This window comes from Ideonella oryzae, assembly GCF_024055665.1.
Taxonomy (GTDB): Bacteria; Pseudomonadota; Gammaproteobacteria; order Burkholderiales; family Burkholderiaceae_C; genus Ideonella; species Ideonella oryzae.
In genome coordinates this window covers 333,092-348,845 of the sequence record NZ_JAMXMC010000001.1, presented here as the reverse complement: position 1 = coordinate 348,845, position 15,754 = coordinate 333,092, and the positions used below count along the sequence as shown (strand labels likewise).

Sequence of the window (15,754 nt, the reverse complement as noted above, 5' to 3'; positions counted from 1 at the left end):
CCGCTAGGCGAAATGCGTCACGTCCTTCAGCCGTCGGTAGGAGTCCTGGCGGGCCAGCGGGTCGTGCACGGCGCAGGCGACGATCAGCTCGTCGGCCTGGGTGCGTTCCAGCAGCTGGCCGAGCTGCTCGGTGACCCGGGCGGCGTCGCCCACGGCGCTGACGGCCAGCATGCGGTGCACGCCGGCCTGCTCCTCGGGCCGCCAGAGCCGGGCCAGTTCCGCCGGGTCGATGGGTCGGGGCAGGGGGCCGCGCTGGCCGCGCAACATGCCCAGCACCCGCTGTTGGGCGGAGGTGAAGAGGTGCTCGGCCGCCTCGTTGCTGTCGGCCACGATGACGTTGCAGCCCACCATGGCGTGGGGCCGCGGCCAGCGCTCGGAGGGACGGTAGGTGCGGCGGTAGATGGCCAGGGCCTGGTCCAGCATGTCGGGCGCGAAATGCGAGGCAAAGGCAAAGGGCAGCCCCAGCCAGGCCGCCAACTGGGCCGAGAACAGGCTGGAGCCCAGCAGCCAGACCGGCACCTCGGTCCCGCGGCCGGGGATGGCGCGCACCGTCTGCCCCGGCCCGTCCTCGGCGGCCAGGTAGCCCATCAGCTCCTCCACGTCGCGGGGGAACTCGTCTTCGCTGCCCGCCAGGGCCTGGCGGCGCAGGGCGCGGGCGGTGGCGCCGTCCGTGCCCGGGGCCCGGCCCAGGCCCAGGTCGATGCGCCCCGGGAACAAGGTGGCCAGGGTGCCGAACTGCTCGGCCACCACCAGCGGGGCGTGGTTGGGCAGCATGATGCCGCCGGAACCGACGCGGATGCGGGAGGTGGCGGCGGCCACCTGGCCGATCAGCACCGCAGTGGCCGAGCAGGCCAGGCCGTCCATGTTGTGGTGTTCGGCCAGCCAGTAGCGCTGGTAACCCCATTCGTCGGCCAGGCGGGCCAGCGCCACGGTGTTGCCGATGGCCTGGGCGGGGATGCTGCCCTCCGGGATGGGGACGAGGTCGAGGATGGACAAGGGGATCATGGCCCGCATCCTGCCCGAGTGGCGGCAACCGTTCACAATGGAGGGCATGAAGACCTTGTTTTCGATGCTGTTCAAGGCCGTTGCCACCGCCCTGGGGCTGGTGCTGATGGCGGGCCTGCTGCTGGCGGGCCTGTTGACGGCCGCCGTCGTGCTGGTGTGGGCACGCCTGCGCGGTCGCCCATTGCCGGCGGTCAATCTGCGCTGGGGGCGCGCGGGCGGCTTCCCCGCGGCCGGCCCGGCTGCGGCGGGCGATGTGGTGGACATCGAGGCCCGGGAAGTGGCCCCGGTCGCCCGTGTCGGCGGGCCAGTGTCGTCAACGCCCCACCAGGGCTGAATTGGCACAACTCTGGGCAGACGGGCACCCCGCGCGCGTGGACAATCGCGCAGGGGTGTGTGGTGACCCGCCCCAGCGCCAGGAGCCCCCACGTCTTGACCTTCGAAGCCCGCCCCGCAGGGACGTCTCAGCCGCCGGATCTGGCCGCGGTGGGCGGCTTGGTGGTCGCCGTGGCCCTGATCCTGGCGCCGGCCTGGCCACCTCTGCAGGCACTGCTGCCTGAGTGGACCATCCCGACACGGCTGGCCTTCCTGATGCTGGCCGGGGCGTGGTGGGGGCGGTGGGCCCATCCGCGGCTGGCGGCCACTGCGGCGGCAGGCGCGGCCCTGCTGGTGCTGGCGTCCGGGTTGGTCCAGGGCTTGTCGCATGTCCTGGTGGGCACGGCCGCACCGCTGGGCCCATTCCTGCTCCAGACCGGGCTGATCCTGGGGAGCGGCGTGGCCTGGTGTGGTGCCCAGGCTGCGGGCCGGCGTTCGGGTCTGGCCTGGGTGCTGGCTGCCGGCTTGTTGGCCGTCGCCCTGGCCGCCTGGCTGACGCCGGGCTTGTCCTGGTCCGTCCGGGGCCTGCTGGCGCTGCTGGCGGCCGCCGGATTCCGGCTGGCCGGGGCCCAGCCGGACGGGCCTGTGGCCGCTCCGGCGCCGCCGCAGCCGCCATCGCCCCCCCCGCCGGCCGAACCCGATCCCGCGGCCCTCAGCCGCAGCCTGCTGCAGCTGGCCGGCTGGGGCATGGCCATGGTGTCGCTGGACGAGGACCCCCGCATCATCGCCTGCAATGCGGCCTTTGCCGGCCTGTTGGGGCACGGCGTCGAGCGGCTGGAGGACACGCTCGAACGCCAATGCGTGGTGCCCGCCTGCTGGGTGGCGCTGGCCACGGCCCGGGCCCAGGCGCTGATCCAGGGCAGCGCCCAGGTCGAACTGCGTCACCGGCACCGCAACGGCCACGACCTGGCCACGCTGGTCCATCTGACCGTGGTGCGGGATGCCGCGGGCCAGCCCTGTCACTACCTGGTCAGCGTGCAGGACATCGGCGCACTCAAGCAGGTCCAGCAGCAGGCCCTGGGCCTGGCCACGCAGCTGCATGCCGTGCTGGAGGCCATGCCGGTGGGGGTGTGGATCGGCGACGCCCAGGGGCAGACCGAGCGGATCAACCCGGCCGTCCAGCTGCTGGGCCTGTATGGCAAGTCGGAGTCGAGCTGCGGACGGGGCGATCACGAGTCGCTGATGCGCCGCGCGGTGATCACCGGCGAGGCCGTGCGCAGCGGCCTGCGGTCCGTGTCGGACGCACAGGGCGCGATGCGCGAGATCCAGGTCACGGCCAAGCCCATCCTGGACGCTCGCGGCCGGGTGGTGGGCGTGCTGGCGGTGGACGAGGATCTCACCGAGGCGCGCCGCAGTGCGCTGGCCCTGCGCCATTCCAGTGAGCTGCTGGAACGCATCTTCAACGCCAGCATGGCCGGCATGGCCCTGGTGAACGAGGCCGGCGAGGTGGTGCGCTGCAACCTGGCCTGGCGCCTGCTGGTCGATGCGATGGAGGGCCAGTCGCTGCTGGCCACCCTTGGGTCGGCCGATCTGATCACCGTGCGCGAGGAGCTCGCGGCCATCGCACGGGGGGAGCGTGGCACGCACATGGGCGAGCACGCCGTGCGCCGGCCTGCGGCCGCGCCGGCCTGGACGTCCCTGGTCCTGAGCCGTCTGCCGGGGGAGAACGATGAGCAGGTGCGCCTGCTGGTCCAGGCCGCCGACGTGGAGGCCCGCCGGCGGGCCGACGAGGAGATCGCCGCCGCACGTCTGCGACTGACCGCGGCCCAGCGCATGGCCGGCATGGGCGAATGGCAGCTGGATGTGGAGCGCGGAACCGTGACCTGCTCCTTGGAGTTGCTGCGCTTGCTGGGCTACGGCCCGTCCGAGCAGGTGCTGCCGCGCGGTCGATGGATCGAGCGCATGCCGCAGGAAGACCGGGCGACCTACGCTGCGGCCCTCGAGCAGGCCCTGCAGGGGGATGGCCGCCTGAGCATCGACACCCGGCTAAACCGCCCCGATGGGCAGGTGATGGTGGTGCATCTGCACGCGGTGATGCAACGCAGCGGGGCCGGCAAGGTGCTGATGGGCACGCTGCAGGACGTGACCGAGCGCAAGCGCATCGAGGACGCGCTGCGTGCCTCGCGCGAGCAGCTGCGCGCGCTGGTCGTCTACGAAGGCCAACTGATCGAGGACGAGCGAAAGCGCATCGCCCGCGAGGTGCACGACGAGCTGGGTCAGCTGGTCACCGCCCTGCGCATGGACCTGTCGATGTTGCGCCAGAGTCTGCCCGAGGAGCCGCAGGCCCTGCAGCGCGCGGATCGCATGCGCCAGACCATGGCCACCATGAGCGATGTGGTGCGGCATGTGGCCTCCCACCTGCGCCCCGGGGCCCTGGACATGGGGCTGGTGGCGGCCATCGAGTGGCTGGCCGAGGACTTTTCGCTGCGCTGGGAGACCCGCTGCCAGCTGGAGCTGCCCCACGAGCAGGAGCCCAGCCTGCCAGAATCGGTCGCGCTGGCCCTGTTCCGGGCGGTTCAGGAGTCGCTCACCAACATCGCCAAGCATGCGCAGGCCACCCAGGTCACCATCGGGCTGGAGCAGCGCGGTACCCTTCTGCATCTGACGGTGCGCGACAACGGTCGGGGTTTCGACCCCGAGGTGGTGGCGGCCCGTCGCGGCGGCGGCCTGGGGTTGCTGGGCATGCGCGAGCGCATGCTGGCCATCGGCGCCGTCATCGACATTGCCACCGGGCCCACCGGCACGGCGGTGGATATCCTCTACGACATGGACAAGAACCCGAACTCACCATGAATCCGATCCACGTCATCCTCGCGGACGATCACAGCATCGTTCGAAGCGGCCTGCGCCAGTTGCTGGACAGCATCGACGGCTTGCAGGTGGTCGGCGAGGCCGCCAATGGCGAAGCCCTGATGGAGGTGCTGACCGGTACGCCGGCCGACATCCTGCTGCTGGACCTGTCCATGCCCGGTCTGAGCGGCGTCGACCTGATCAACCGCATCCGGCACACCCATCCCAAGCTGCCGGTGATGGTGTTGTCCATGCATGCCGAGGCGCCCATCGTCGCGCGCGTGCTGCGTGCCGGGGCCTCCGGTTACGCGACCAAGGATTGCGACCCCGGCACCCTGGTGGCGGCAGTGCGGCGGGTGGCCGAAGGCGGGCGCTTCATCGATCCCTCCCTGGTCGATTCCGTGGTCTTCCAGGTCGATCGCCCCGAGTCGCAACCCCATGATCTGCTGTCGCCGCGCGAGCGCGAGGTGCTCGAGCGCATTGCCGCGGGCCAGGCCCTGGGCGACATTGCCGACGAGCTGCACCTCAGCCCGAAGACGGTCAGCACCCACAAGATGCGCCTGATGCAGAAGCTCAACCTGCAGACCAATGCCGATCTGCTGAAGTACGCGGTGCGGCACGGCATCACCAACGGCTAGCCGGCCGCTTTCTCCGGTCGCGCCCGCAGAGGCGCCAACAGATCAGGACATGGCGATGGATCTCTCCACATCCTCTTCCTCTTCTCCCCAGCTGGGTGGCGAGCCACCGTTTCGGGTGCTGCTGGTGGACGACGAACCGCTGCAATGGACCCTGGTGCAGGAGATTCTTGCGGGGCCGGGCTTCGAGGTGGAGATCGCCGCCGACGGGCTGGAGGGGCTGGCCTGCCTGGGGCGGGGCGACTACGACGTGATCCTCACCGACCGGCGGATGCCGGGCATCGATGGCGACGAGTTCTGTCGCCGGGTGCGCCGGCAACCCGGCCTGGCCATGCTGCCCATCCTGATGGTCACCGGCAGCACGGCTTCCAGCGATCTGCAGGCCGGGCTGTCGGCCGGCGCCGACGACTTCCTGGGCAAGCCCTACAACCCGGTCGAGCTGCTGGCCCGGGTGCGGGTGGCGGCCCAGCGCAAGCGGGCGATGGACCAGCTCGACAGCACCGAATCGACCCTGTTCGCCCTGGCGCGCATGGTGGAGGCCAAGGACGAGAACACTGGGGACCACTGCAGCCGCCTGGCCCACAAGGCCGTGGGCTTCGGCCGGGCCATCGGCCTGTCCACCCCCGAGCTGCAGGCGCTGCGGCGGGGGGGCGTGCTGCACGACATCGGCAAGCTGGGCATTCCCGACCACATCCTGCTCAAGCCCGGGGCCCTGAGCGACGAGGAGTGGACCGTGATGCGGCAGCACACCACCATCGGCTACCACCTGGTCTCCAACCTGCGCAGCATGCGACTGACCGCGCCGATCATCCGCCACCACCATGAGCGCTGGGACGGCAGCGGTTACCCGGACCACCTGGCCGGCGAGGCCATCCCGCTGCTGGCACGCGTGTTCCAGATCGTGGACATCCACGACGCCCTGACCTTCGAGCGGCCCTACAAGCCGGCGCTCAGCGAGGCCCAGGCCCGGACCATCCTGGAGGAAGAAACGGCCCGTGGCTGGCGGGATCCGGCCCTGATCCGCGCGTTCTTTGACTGGATCGACCGGGAGCCGACCTGGGCCCAGCCACCCGCCCAGCCGACGGACGACCTGGGCATCCAGCTCTATGCCAGCCTGTCCAGCGCGGACTGACGCCGGCCGCCGCCTTCACCTTCTCCTGCCCCTCGCGGTCCGCTGTGCCTCACGAGCCCACCTCTTCCCTGCGCCTCCATCTGGGTGACCCCGGGCCGGAATGGCGCCGCGCCTTGCCCTGGATGCTGCCCATCCTGGTGCTGCTGGCCCTGGAATATTCACCTTGGCGCGCGGCGCTGAGCTTTCCGCTGTCCAGCTATCTGGGTTTCCACACCGCGGTCGAGCTGATCGCGATGACGATGGGCCTGGTGTGCTTCGGCCTGCTGTGGCTGACGCCCGCCACGGCGGTGCGGACGTCGACGGTGGCGCTGGCCTGCGCGGTGGCGGCGGCCTCCGGGCTGGACATGCTGCACATGCTGTCCTATGCGGGCATGCCGGCCCTGGTGACGCCGTCCAGCCCCGAGAAGGCCATCGCCTTCTGGCTGGCTGGTCGCTCGGCCCTGGCCCTGGGCGTGCTGGTGGCGGCCTGGGCTCCGCTGCAGCGCATGGAGTCTCCCGGCCGCCGCTACCTCTGGCTGACCCTGACCCTGGCAGCGACGCTCGGCGTCAGCGTGCTCATCCTCCTGCGCCCCGACGACCTGCCCCGCACCTACCTGCCAGGCGCCGGGCTCACCTCCTTCAAGGTGGCCTTCGAACTGGTGCTGGTGGGCATCAACCTGCTGGCCGCGGCCCGCCTGCAGCGGGTGGCCGGCCGGGTGGGCACGCCGGCCGTCACCCTGGCCGTGTCGGCCATGTTCTGCGCGGTGGCCGAGCTCTGCTTCGCCAGCTACGCCAGCCCCTCGGACATGCTCAATGCCCTGGGGCATGTGGCCAAGATCCTGGCCTATGCCTATCTGGTCCGCACGGCCTATCTGCTGTCCTTGCGCCTGCCGCTGGCCCGGGCGGGTGGCCTGGCCGATGCGCTGACGGCCAGCGGCAACCCGACCCTGATCTGCTCCGAGTTGGGCACCATCCACTGGGTCAATCCGGCCTTCAGCCAGGTCACCGGCTACGAGCTGGGCGAACTGCGGGGCCGCAGCCTCGCCAGCCTGTGCCGGGATGACGACAGCCGGTGGCCGGAGCAGCAGGCCGCGATGGCCAGCGGCCGGTCCTGGCAGGGCCATGTCAGCATGCGGCGCAAGGACGGCAGCGCCTACCTGGACGACCGCCGCCTCACCCCCATCCGCAATGCCCTGGGCCATCTCAATGCCTACGTGATGACCGGGGAGGACATCACGGAGCGCGAGGCCCAGGCCCGCGCACTGGCCGCCGGGGAGGAGCGGCTGCGCGCGCTGCTGGCCTCGGCGCCGGATGCGGTCATCGTCATCGACCGGGCGGGGACGATGCTGCTGGTCAACGAGGCCGCCCAGCTGATGTTCGGGCACGCGCGCGAGGCCATGGTCGGGCAGAACATCCGCATGCTGATGCCGGCCGAGATGGCGGGGCTCCACGACGGGCACCTCGAGCGCTACGCCCAGACCGGGGACCCCCGCATCATCGGGCGGGGCCGGGACGTGGAGGGCCTGCACCGCGATGGCCGGCCGCTGGAGCTGCACCTCACCGTGGGTGAGGCCTGCCTGCCCGACGGCAAGGTGTACATCGGCTTCATGCGCGACATCCGCGAGCAGCGCCAGGCCCAGCGCGCGCTGGCCGAGCGGGAGCAGCGCTACCGCGCCCTGATGGACACCGCGATGGACGGGGTGCTCCTGTGTGACCTCGAGGGTCGTCTGGTGGAGGTCAACGATGCCTACGTCCGGCTCTCCGGCTACAGCCGCGACGAGCTCAAGCGGATGAAGATCGTCGACCTGCAGGCCGAGCTGGATGCCACCGGTGTGGCCGGCCGCATCCGCCACGTGGTCCAGCACGGCAACATGCAGTTCGAAACCCGCCACCGCAGCAAGCAGGGCGTGGTCTGGCCGGTGGAGATCTCGGTGGCCCACTGGGCTGTCGATGGCGGTCAGCTCTTCATCTTTGCCCGGGACCTCAGCTCGCGCAAGGCAGCCGAGCGCGCGCTGCGCGAGAGCGAGGAGCGCCTGGCCCTGGCCCTGCGCGGCACCAACGATGGCCTGTGGGATTACGACTTTCTGGAGCAGTCGCTCTTCCTGTCGCCGCGCTGGAAGGAGATGCTGGGCTATGCCGACCCTGAATTGCCCAGCCAGCTCGACTGGGTGCGTCGGCTCCTGCACCCCGAGGACGCCCTGAGCGCCCATGCCGCGGTGTCCGACCTGCTGGCGGGGCGGGCGGGCGACCGCTTCGAGGTGGAACTGCGCCTGCGCCACAAGGCCGGCCACTGGGTGCCGGTGCTCTGCCGCGGCCAGCTGGTGCGCGACGAGTCCGGGCAGGCCCTGCGTCTGATCGGTACCCACCAGGATCTGAGCGAGCGCCACCGGGCCGAGCAATCCCTGCGGGAGAGCGAGGACAAGCTGCGCAGCCTGTTCGAGCTGTCGCCCCTGGGCATCGCGATGTGCACGATGGAAGGGCGTCTGGTGGAGTTCAACGAGGCCTACCGCAGTCTGCTGGGTTTCGATGCCGCCACGCTGCGCGGCATGACCTACTGGGAACTCACGCCGCCGGAGTACGTGCAGGCGGAGGCCGAGCAGCTTGAGGCGGTGGCCCACACCGGCCGCTATGGTCCGTACGAGAAGGAATATCTGTGTGCCGACGGCAGCCGCGTGCCGGTGCGGATGAACGGGGTGCGCATCGAGCTGGATGGCCAGCCCTACCTCTGGTCCATCGCCGAAGACCTGACGGCGCAGCGCCGCACCGAGGCCGAGCGCCAGGCCATGCAGCAGCAGCAGATGCAGTCGCAGAAGCTCGAGGCGCTGGGGCAGCTCACCGGTGGCATCGCGCACGACTTCAACAACATGCTCGGTGGCATCCTGGGGCTGGCCAGCCTGGGACTGGAGCGCCACATCGAGGACCCGGACAGCAAGCTGGCGCAGTACCTTCGGGAGATTGTTCGCACCAGCGAGCGAGGCCGCGATCTGGTGGCCAAGATGCTGGCCTATGTCCGCACCGGCGAGCCCACGGTCAGCCCGCCGCATGCCCTGCAGCCGATCGTTGGTGAGGTCTGCGACCTGCTGCGGGCGTCGCTGCCCGAGGGTGTCAGCCTGGACTGCCGCTGTCCTGAGCCGGTGCCGCCGGCCCGCATCTCGGCCGTGGACCTGCACCAGATCGTGATGAACCTGGTGCTCAACGCCCGCGACGCGGTGGGCCCGGGCGGGCGGATCGAGGTGGTGCTCCGCCATGACCGTCGCGCGCCGTCCCCGCCGGCCCACTGCTCCCACTGCCACCAGCCGCTGCCAGGCGACTGCGTCGTGCTGGAGGTGCGGGACAACGGGCCGGGCATTCCGCCGGAACTGCTGCCCCGCATCTTCGACCCCTTCTTCACCACCAAGGCCGTGGGCAAGGGCACCGGCCTGGGCCTGGCCTCGGTGACCGGGCTGGTGCACCGGGCCGGCGGGCATGTGCAGGCGATTGCACCCGCGGAAGGCGGCACGCTGATGCGCATGCTGCTGCCGGCCGCTGGCGAAGCCGTGGCGGCGCCGGCACCCGTTCCGCCGGTGCCCCTGTCCCTGCCGGCCGGCGGTGCGGTCTGGGTCGTGGACGACGACCCGGCCGTGCTGGTCTTCCTCACCGAGCTGCTGCGCGAAAACGGCTTCGAGGTCCAGGCCTTTGGCGACCCCCAGCCGGCGATCGATGCGCTCCGGGCCGTCAAGCCCCGTCCGGACGCCCATCCGGTGGCGCTGATCACCGACCAGACCATGCCGGGCCTGTCCGGTGCCAAGCTGGCCCAGGCGGCGCTGGCCCTGCTGCCCGGCCTGCCGGTGGTGCTGTGCACCGGCTACAGCGAGCACATCGATGCCGAGAGCGCCCGCACCCTGGGGGTGCGCTGCTTCCTGCGCAAGCCCTTCGATTCCCAGGAGTTGCTGGCCGCTCTGGCCGGCGTGCTGCCCGAGCCCCGCTGAACCCGCGGCTGCACGGGGCGCACGGGTCACACACGCACGGGGCTCGGTTGCCATCCCCTGCAGGATTGAGCTGCGCGCTCGCACGTCCGGCCGGGCTGCTGCATGATGCGGCGCCAGACACCACAAGCCACACACAGGGGGAGCAGCCATGGCAGACACCCGACCGGACTATGCGAGCGAGGTGCGCTTCGGCGTCGTCATGTACGGCGGCGTGGCCCTGGCCATCTACATCAATGGCGTGGCCAATGAGCTCTACGAGCTGGCCTGCGCCACGCCCAAGCGCGGCGACGTGCCCGCGCCCGAGGGCAGCACCCGGGCGGTCTACCGGCGCCTGTCCTGGCTGCTGCGCGACCCGGCGCTGCGCGCGGCCTACCTGGCCCACCTGGAGGGGCAGGGGCCCGACCCCTTTGCCGCCGGTGATCCGCCGGACAGCGACACCCGGGTGCGTTTCGTGGTCGACGTCATCTCGGGCACCTCGGCCGGCGGCATCAATGGCATCTTCCTGGCCAAGGCCCTGGCCCAGGGCCAGGCCTTCGCGCCGCTCAAGACCCTGTGGGTGCAGGAAGGCGACATCGCCCGCCTGATCAACGACAAGGCTTCCTACGAGGGCATCGAGTTCGCCCGGCGCGAGGGGGCACCGCAGTCGCTGCTCAACAGCGACCGCATGTACCTCAAGCTGCTGCAGGCCATGGAGGACATGGCCCCGGCCGTGCCGCCGGTGGGGCAGGATGAATCGGCCCTGTCTGACGAGCTGGACCTCTTCGTCACCACCACCGACATCCGCGGCGCGGTGGTGCCGCTGCGCCTGGCCGACAAGGTGGTCTACGAAAAGCGCCACAAGCAGGTGATGCAGCTGCAGTACCACGGCGCGGGCGGGCGCACGCTCTACAGCGACTTCCGCGCCGAGTTGACCCCCTTCCTGGCCTTCGCGGCACGCTGCACCTCGTCCTTCCCCTTCGCCTTCGAGCCGATGTCGGTGGACGACGCGCTGCGTCTGGCCCGGCTGCGGCCCGGCGGGGGCGGGGTGGAGGCCGGGGCCTGGCGTGGCTACCTCAAAGGACTGTCGGCCGACGACCTGGCCAGTGGCCAGTGGCAGCGCCGGGCCTTCGGCGACGGCGGCTACCTGGACAACAAGCCCTTCAGCTATGTGGTGGACGCCCTGTCCTGGCGGCTCTCGGCCCTGCCGATGGAGCGCAAGCTGATCTACGTCGAGCCCACGCCGGACCACCCCGAGCGCGAACGCCAGGTCTTCGACGCCAAGCCCGATGCGCTGGAGAACGCGGTCGACGCCCTGACCCGCATCCCGCAGTACGAGACCATCCGCGAGGATCTGGAGGCAGTGCTCAAGCGCAACCGACGCATCGAGCGGGTCGAGCGCATCGTCCGCCGGGTGGAGCTGGACGTCGAGACGCTGAAGGAAGAGCCCTTCGCCCGCGTGCTGCTGGACCAGAACGGCCAGGTGCCCGACTGGTCGGCCCTGGATCTGGGCGACATGATCACCTACTACGGTGCGGCCTTCCTGCCCTACCGGCGGCTGCGCCTGGTCACGGTCAGCGACGACCTGGCCGACCGCCTGGCCATGCGCTGGGGCGTGGACCGCCATGCGGACCTGCAGTACGCGATGCGGGCCCTGGTACGGGCCTGGCGCGAGGCGCACTACTTCGAGCACCGGGAGGAGACCACGGCCGAGCGCAGCGTCTCGGTCAATGCTTTCCTGGAAACCTATGACCTGGGCTACCGCCTGCGGCGGGTGGGCTTTCTGCTGCGCAAGACGCACCAGCTCGGTCGCCTGATGCATGCGCTGCGCGACCCCGCGCTGCGCTTGGGCGATGCCGACGAGGCCCTGCGCCAGCGTCTGCAGCGCCATGGCGACCCCGCGGCGCTGGCTGGCAGCCCGGCCCTGGAGGCCGCCCTCACCCAGCTGCGCCAGGGCCTGGCCAACGCCCTGGGCGAACTGCGCGAGGCCAACTGGCCGGCGCCGGGGCAGCGCCCCGACATGGGCAGTGAAGACGAGCGGCGCCAGCTCCAGCGGGTGCTCAAGCTGCTGATGGGCGAGACCCTGGACCCGCCTTTGGACAGCCTGCCGGACGACGCCGGGCAGCCCGTGTCCATCGCCCGGGCCGGGATGCCGCCGCTGGACCCTCAGCTCACCCTGCAGGAAAACGTGTTCGCCCGGGCCCAGGCGCTGTTCCAGCTGGCGGGCGCAGGCCGGCGCACCCGGCTGCAGGCCCTGCTCGAGACCGACCTGCAGGCCCTGGGCACGCAGTTCCGGCGCTACACCCGGCGCTCCGAGGAACGCCGGGCCAGCGCCCTGCTGGTGCGCGAGCTGCTGGGTCAGCCCCGGCTGGTGGCCCGGAAGGAGGGCGACCGCCAGCGTGTGCGGGTGGCGCTGGAGCCGGTGGCCAACACCGGTGACGACGGCGCGCTGAACAGCCCGGTGGGCCAGGCCCTGCGCGCGCTGCTGGCCGAGTACTACCTGCGCTTCGATGAGTACGACCAGGCTTCCTTCCCGCTCTACTACGACACCGGCACCGGCGAGCCCTCAACCGTCGAGGTGTTGCGCGTCAGCCCGGAGGACGCGCCCAGCCTGGTGGCGCCGGGCAGCGGGCGGCGCAAGCTGGCCGGCGACAGCCTGTTCCACTTCGGCGGCTTCCTGGATGCGCGCTGGCGCCGCAACGACATCATGTGGGGCCGGTTGGACGGCGCCGAGCGTCTGCTGGCGGCCTTGCTGCCGGGCGACAACGACACCCGGCTGCGCGAGGCGCTGCTGGCCCAGGCCCAGCGCGCCATCCTGCGCGAGGAAATGGCGCCTGAGGGCTATGACGAGTTGGTGCAGCGCTTTGCCCAGGCCCTGCTGGCCCAGGGCCAGCCCACGCTGCAGCAGGCCTTCGGCGCGCTCTGGCAGCAGCTGGGACCGGACGACGCGGCGCGCGGCCAGCGCACCGCCCAGGCCCTGAAGGCCGTGCTGGGCGATGGCGGCCTGCTGGCCTATGTGGCCGGGCAGTACGAGGTGAACCGCCAGCTCGACACCCCGCGCATGCTGGACAACGCGGCGCGGGCGGTCACTGTCACCGGCCGCCTGCTGCAGGACCTGGAGCAGCGCCAGCGGGCGCAGGCCAGCCGGGCGATCTGGCTGACCCGGGGCGGCTTGGCGCTGCAGGGCCTGCTGGCCGTGTCACTGCCGGGCAGCTTGCCGGCGGCCGTGGTGCGACACGGCCTGCTGCTGCTCTACGCGGTGGAAGTGCTGGTGCTGCTGGGTGCCTGGCTGCTGGCCGCGACGGGCACGCGCGACTTCGCCTTGGCGGCCCTGGCGCTCACGGCCGTGGCCCACCTGGCCACCATGCTGACCGGGGATCTGATGGTGCGGCGCAGTGGCCGCCTGAAACTGACGGCCGCCATCGCCGCCCTGCTGCTGGCCGGCCTGGCGGTGGTGGGCGGCTGGTCGCTGTGGCAGCTGGGGCCCGTCACGCTGCTGTGCACGGTGCCGGCGGTGGCCGATGGCCTGGGCCCGGCCTGCGATCCGCCCGAGGAGGCGGACCCGCAGGACCTTCAGGACGATTCGGTCAGGCCGCCGCCACCAGTCTGAGCAGAGTGATCTCGGACGGGGCGCCGACCCGCTTGGGCGGGCCCCAGTAGCCGGTGCCGCGGCTGACGTAGATCCACATCTGCTGCACCCGGTGCAGGCCCGCCACGAAGGGCTGCTGCAGCGGCACGAACCAGCCCCAGGGCCAGAACTGGCCGCCGTGGGTGTGGCCGGAGAGCTGCAGGTCGAAGCCGGCCGCCGCGGCAGCCGCGGCGCTGCGCGGCTGGTGGGCCAGCAGCACCTTGGCGCCAGCGTCGGCCGGGGCGCCCGCCAGCGCGGCCTGCGGGTCGCTGCGGTGGCTGGGCTCGAACTGGTGGGCGCTGTAATCGGCCACGCCGGCCAGCACCAGCGGGGTGCCCTGGTGCAGCAAGGTCACGTGCTCGTTCATCAGCACCCGCACCCCCAGGCGTTCCACTTCGGCCACCCAGTCGCTGCCGCCGCTGTAGTACTCGTGGTTGCCAGTGACGAAGAAGGCGCCGTGGCGGGCCTTCAGTTCGGCCAGCGGGGCCACATGCTCGGCCAGCTGGGCCACCGAGCCGTCGACCAGATCGCCGGTGATGGCCACCGCGTCGGCCTGCAGCGCGTTGACCGCGTCCACCATGGCCTGCAGCTGCGGGCGGCGGATGGTGGGGCCGACGTGGATGTCGCTGATCTGGGCGATGGTGAAACCCTGCAGGCCGGCGGGCAGACCGACGATCGGCACGTCCACCGCCACCACCGGCGGGCGGCGGCGGGCCTGCCAGGCGCCCCACAGCGTCAGTGCCAGGGCGCCGGTCAGCACCGTGCCGGCGGAATCGGTGGCCAGCTTGGGCAGGTTCAACGCCCACCACCCCAGGGCGTGGCCGGCGTGGGCCAGGCCCAGCAGCAGGTCGCGCAGCAGGGTCAACACCAGCAGCGAGGACATCCAGCCCATGGCCACCAGGCCGGCGATGGTCAGGCCCCGGTGGGCGCTGCCGTGGCCGCGTCGCCCCAGCCCCTGGGGCACCAGCCAGGCCGAGAGCACCAGCAGGACCGCCGTGCTCACGGCGAGGGAACCGGGCAGGGCGGGCAGCAGCCGCCAGCCCATGTAGGCATGCAGCAAGGCCGACAGGGTCGGCAAAGTCAGGCGAATCATTCCATGGCAGATGGGGATGGATTGTCCGAAATCAAGGGCAGTGCGGCTTCGCCCGCGGTCCGGCCCTGAATTGAAGCGCCTTTGAAGCGCCGGCCCGGGCGGTGAGCAGGCACAATCGTTGCGAAACCTCTTCCAGCCGCCATCACCATGGTTCAGCGCCCCAAGAGCACCGACAAGCCCCTGCCGCCTCCCGTTCGCCAACGCAGCCGGCGGCTGGAGAAGAAGCTGCGCATCGGCGAGTTCCAGGAGGTTGGCTTCCCGGTCAGCATCCGCTTGAGCCCGGCGTTGAGTTCCAAGGCCTGCGACGAGTTCTGGGACGCCTTCCTCACCGAGCTGATCGTGCCCCGCGCCCTGGCCTTTTGCGGGCACGAGGAGGGTTTCGTGATGCGCTTTGGCAGCGGCTCAGCCACCGAGGCCGACCGCGCCGCGGTGCGCGACTGGCTGCAGGCCCGTCCCGGCGTGGAACGCGCGGTGGTCGGCCCGCTGGAGGATGCCTGGTATGCGCCGGCCCGGGAGACCCATCGATGAGGGAGAGCAGCGTCGGCCTTTCAGGCTGGCGGGTGGGTCTTCTGGCGCTGGGCTGGCTGATCGGCACACCGGCCGCCCAGGCCGGTCCTGCGGAGGAGATGCGCGCCGCCGGCTTTGCGCTGGTGGATGAGGGGGCCGGTGTGCTGGACCAGCGCACCGGCCTGGTCTGGGCGCGCTGTGTGCAGGGCATGCAGTGGAACGGGCGCCAATGCAGCGGTCAGGCCACACCCCTGGCCCAGGAAGTTGCCATGCGCCAGGCTGCTGCGTTGCAAAAGGGCCAGACGCAGGGGCCGGCCTGGCGCCTGCCGCATGTGGCCGATCTGCGCCGTCTGTCCAACCGCCTGTCCAAGGAACCCCAACTGCAGCCACTGCTGTTTCCCCAGGCGCCGCGCGGCCTGTACTGGACCGACAGCAGGGTGGTGGGCGAAAGCCAGGTGAACCCCTACAACTACGGCAATATCGAGCAGGGCCGCACCCAGGACAACGCGGTGCAGCTGCGTTTCCTCCATGCCTGGACGGTGGACCCGCTGTCCACCGCCGAGCCGCGCGAGGAGCCCAAGCGCGCCACCCACTGGGTGCGTCTGGTCCGCCCGATGCCCTGAGGGCCCTGCCGGGGCTTGACCTTGCCACTGCGGCAAGGTTTAAAGT

General features: G+C 71.4%; 10 protein-coding genes. 8 read left to right on the top strand and 2 right to left on the bottom strand.

Annotated elements, in window-relative coordinates; genetic code table 11:
- Positions 1 to 3 precede the first annotated feature (3 nt).
- Positions 4 to 1,005, bottom strand: coding sequence for an LLM class flavin-dependent oxidoreductase (locus M0L44_RS01685; protein WP_252767875.1), 1,002 nt, complete (start codon positions 1,003 to 1,005; stop codon positions 4 to 6).
- On the opposite strand from M0L44_RS01685, the gene M0L44_RS01680 reads away from it, so the two are divergent.
- The 6 genes from M0L44_RS01680 (at position 1,004) to M0L44_RS01655 (ending at position 13,467) form a co-directional block, all read left to right on the top strand.
- Complete coding sequence (locus M0L44_RS01680; RefSeq protein WP_252767874.1) at positions 1,004 to 1,339, top strand: hypothetical protein; 336 nt, start codon at positions 1,004 to 1,006, stop codon at positions 1,337 to 1,339. The genes M0L44_RS01685 and M0L44_RS01680 overlap by 2 nt on opposite strands.
- Positions 1,340 to 1,434: 95 nt before the next feature.
- A complete protein-coding gene (locus M0L44_RS01675; protein ID WP_252767873.1) occupies positions 1,435 to 4,170 on the top strand; it encodes a PAS domain-containing sensor histidine kinase in 2,736 nt (911 codons plus the stop codon).
- Positions 4,167 to 4,805, top strand: coding sequence for a response regulator (locus tag M0L44_RS01670; RefSeq protein ID WP_252767872.1), 639 nt, complete (start codon positions 4,167 to 4,169; stop codon positions 4,803 to 4,805). Before M0L44_RS01675 ends, M0L44_RS01670 begins: the two co-directional genes overlap by 4 nt.
- Before the next feature lie 55 nt (positions 4,806 to 4,860).
- Entirely contained in the window at positions 4,861 to 5,934 is a 1,074-nt protein-coding gene (locus M0L44_RS01665; protein WP_252767871.1) for a response regulator, read from the top strand.
- A gap of 44 nt (positions 5,935 to 5,978) precedes the next feature.
- The gene (locus M0L44_RS01660; RefSeq protein ID WP_252767870.1) at positions 5,979 to 9,881 is read left to right on the top strand and encodes a PAS domain S-box protein; all 3,903 of its coding nucleotides are present in this window, start codon (positions 5,979 to 5,981) and stop codon (positions 9,879 to 9,881) included.
- A gap of 148 nt (positions 9,882 to 10,029) precedes the next feature.
- The gene (locus M0L44_RS01655; RefSeq protein ID WP_252767869.1) at positions 10,030 to 13,467 is read left to right on the top strand and encodes a patatin-like protein; all 3,438 of its coding nucleotides are present in this window, start codon (positions 10,030 to 10,032) and stop codon (positions 13,465 to 13,467) included.
- Here M0L44_RS01655 and M0L44_RS01650 read toward each other — a convergent pair.
- Complete coding sequence (locus M0L44_RS01650; RefSeq protein ID WP_252767868.1) at positions 13,445 to 14,578, bottom strand: metallophosphoesterase; 1,134 nt, start codon at positions 14,576 to 14,578, stop codon at positions 13,445 to 13,447. The two genes, M0L44_RS01655 and M0L44_RS01650, sit on opposite strands and share 23 nt — an antisense overlap.
- Positions 14,579 to 14,725: 147 nt before the next feature.
- Here M0L44_RS01650 and M0L44_RS01645 point away from each other — a divergent pair, with 147 nt between their 5' ends.
- Positions 14,726 to 15,106, top strand: a complete 381-nt coding sequence (locus M0L44_RS01645) for a YggL 50S ribosome-binding family protein (RefSeq protein ID WP_252767867.1) — start codon at positions 14,726 to 14,728, stop codon at positions 15,104 to 15,106.
- Positions 15,103 to 15,708: an Lcl C-terminal domain-containing protein gene (locus M0L44_RS01640; RefSeq protein WP_252767866.1), complete on the top strand. Its 606-nt coding sequence runs from the start codon at positions 15,103 to 15,105 to the stop codon at positions 15,706 to 15,708. The genes M0L44_RS01645 and M0L44_RS01640 overlap by 4 nt, the downstream gene beginning before the upstream one ends.
- The last annotated feature ends 46 nt before the right edge of the window (positions 15,709 to 15,754 follow it).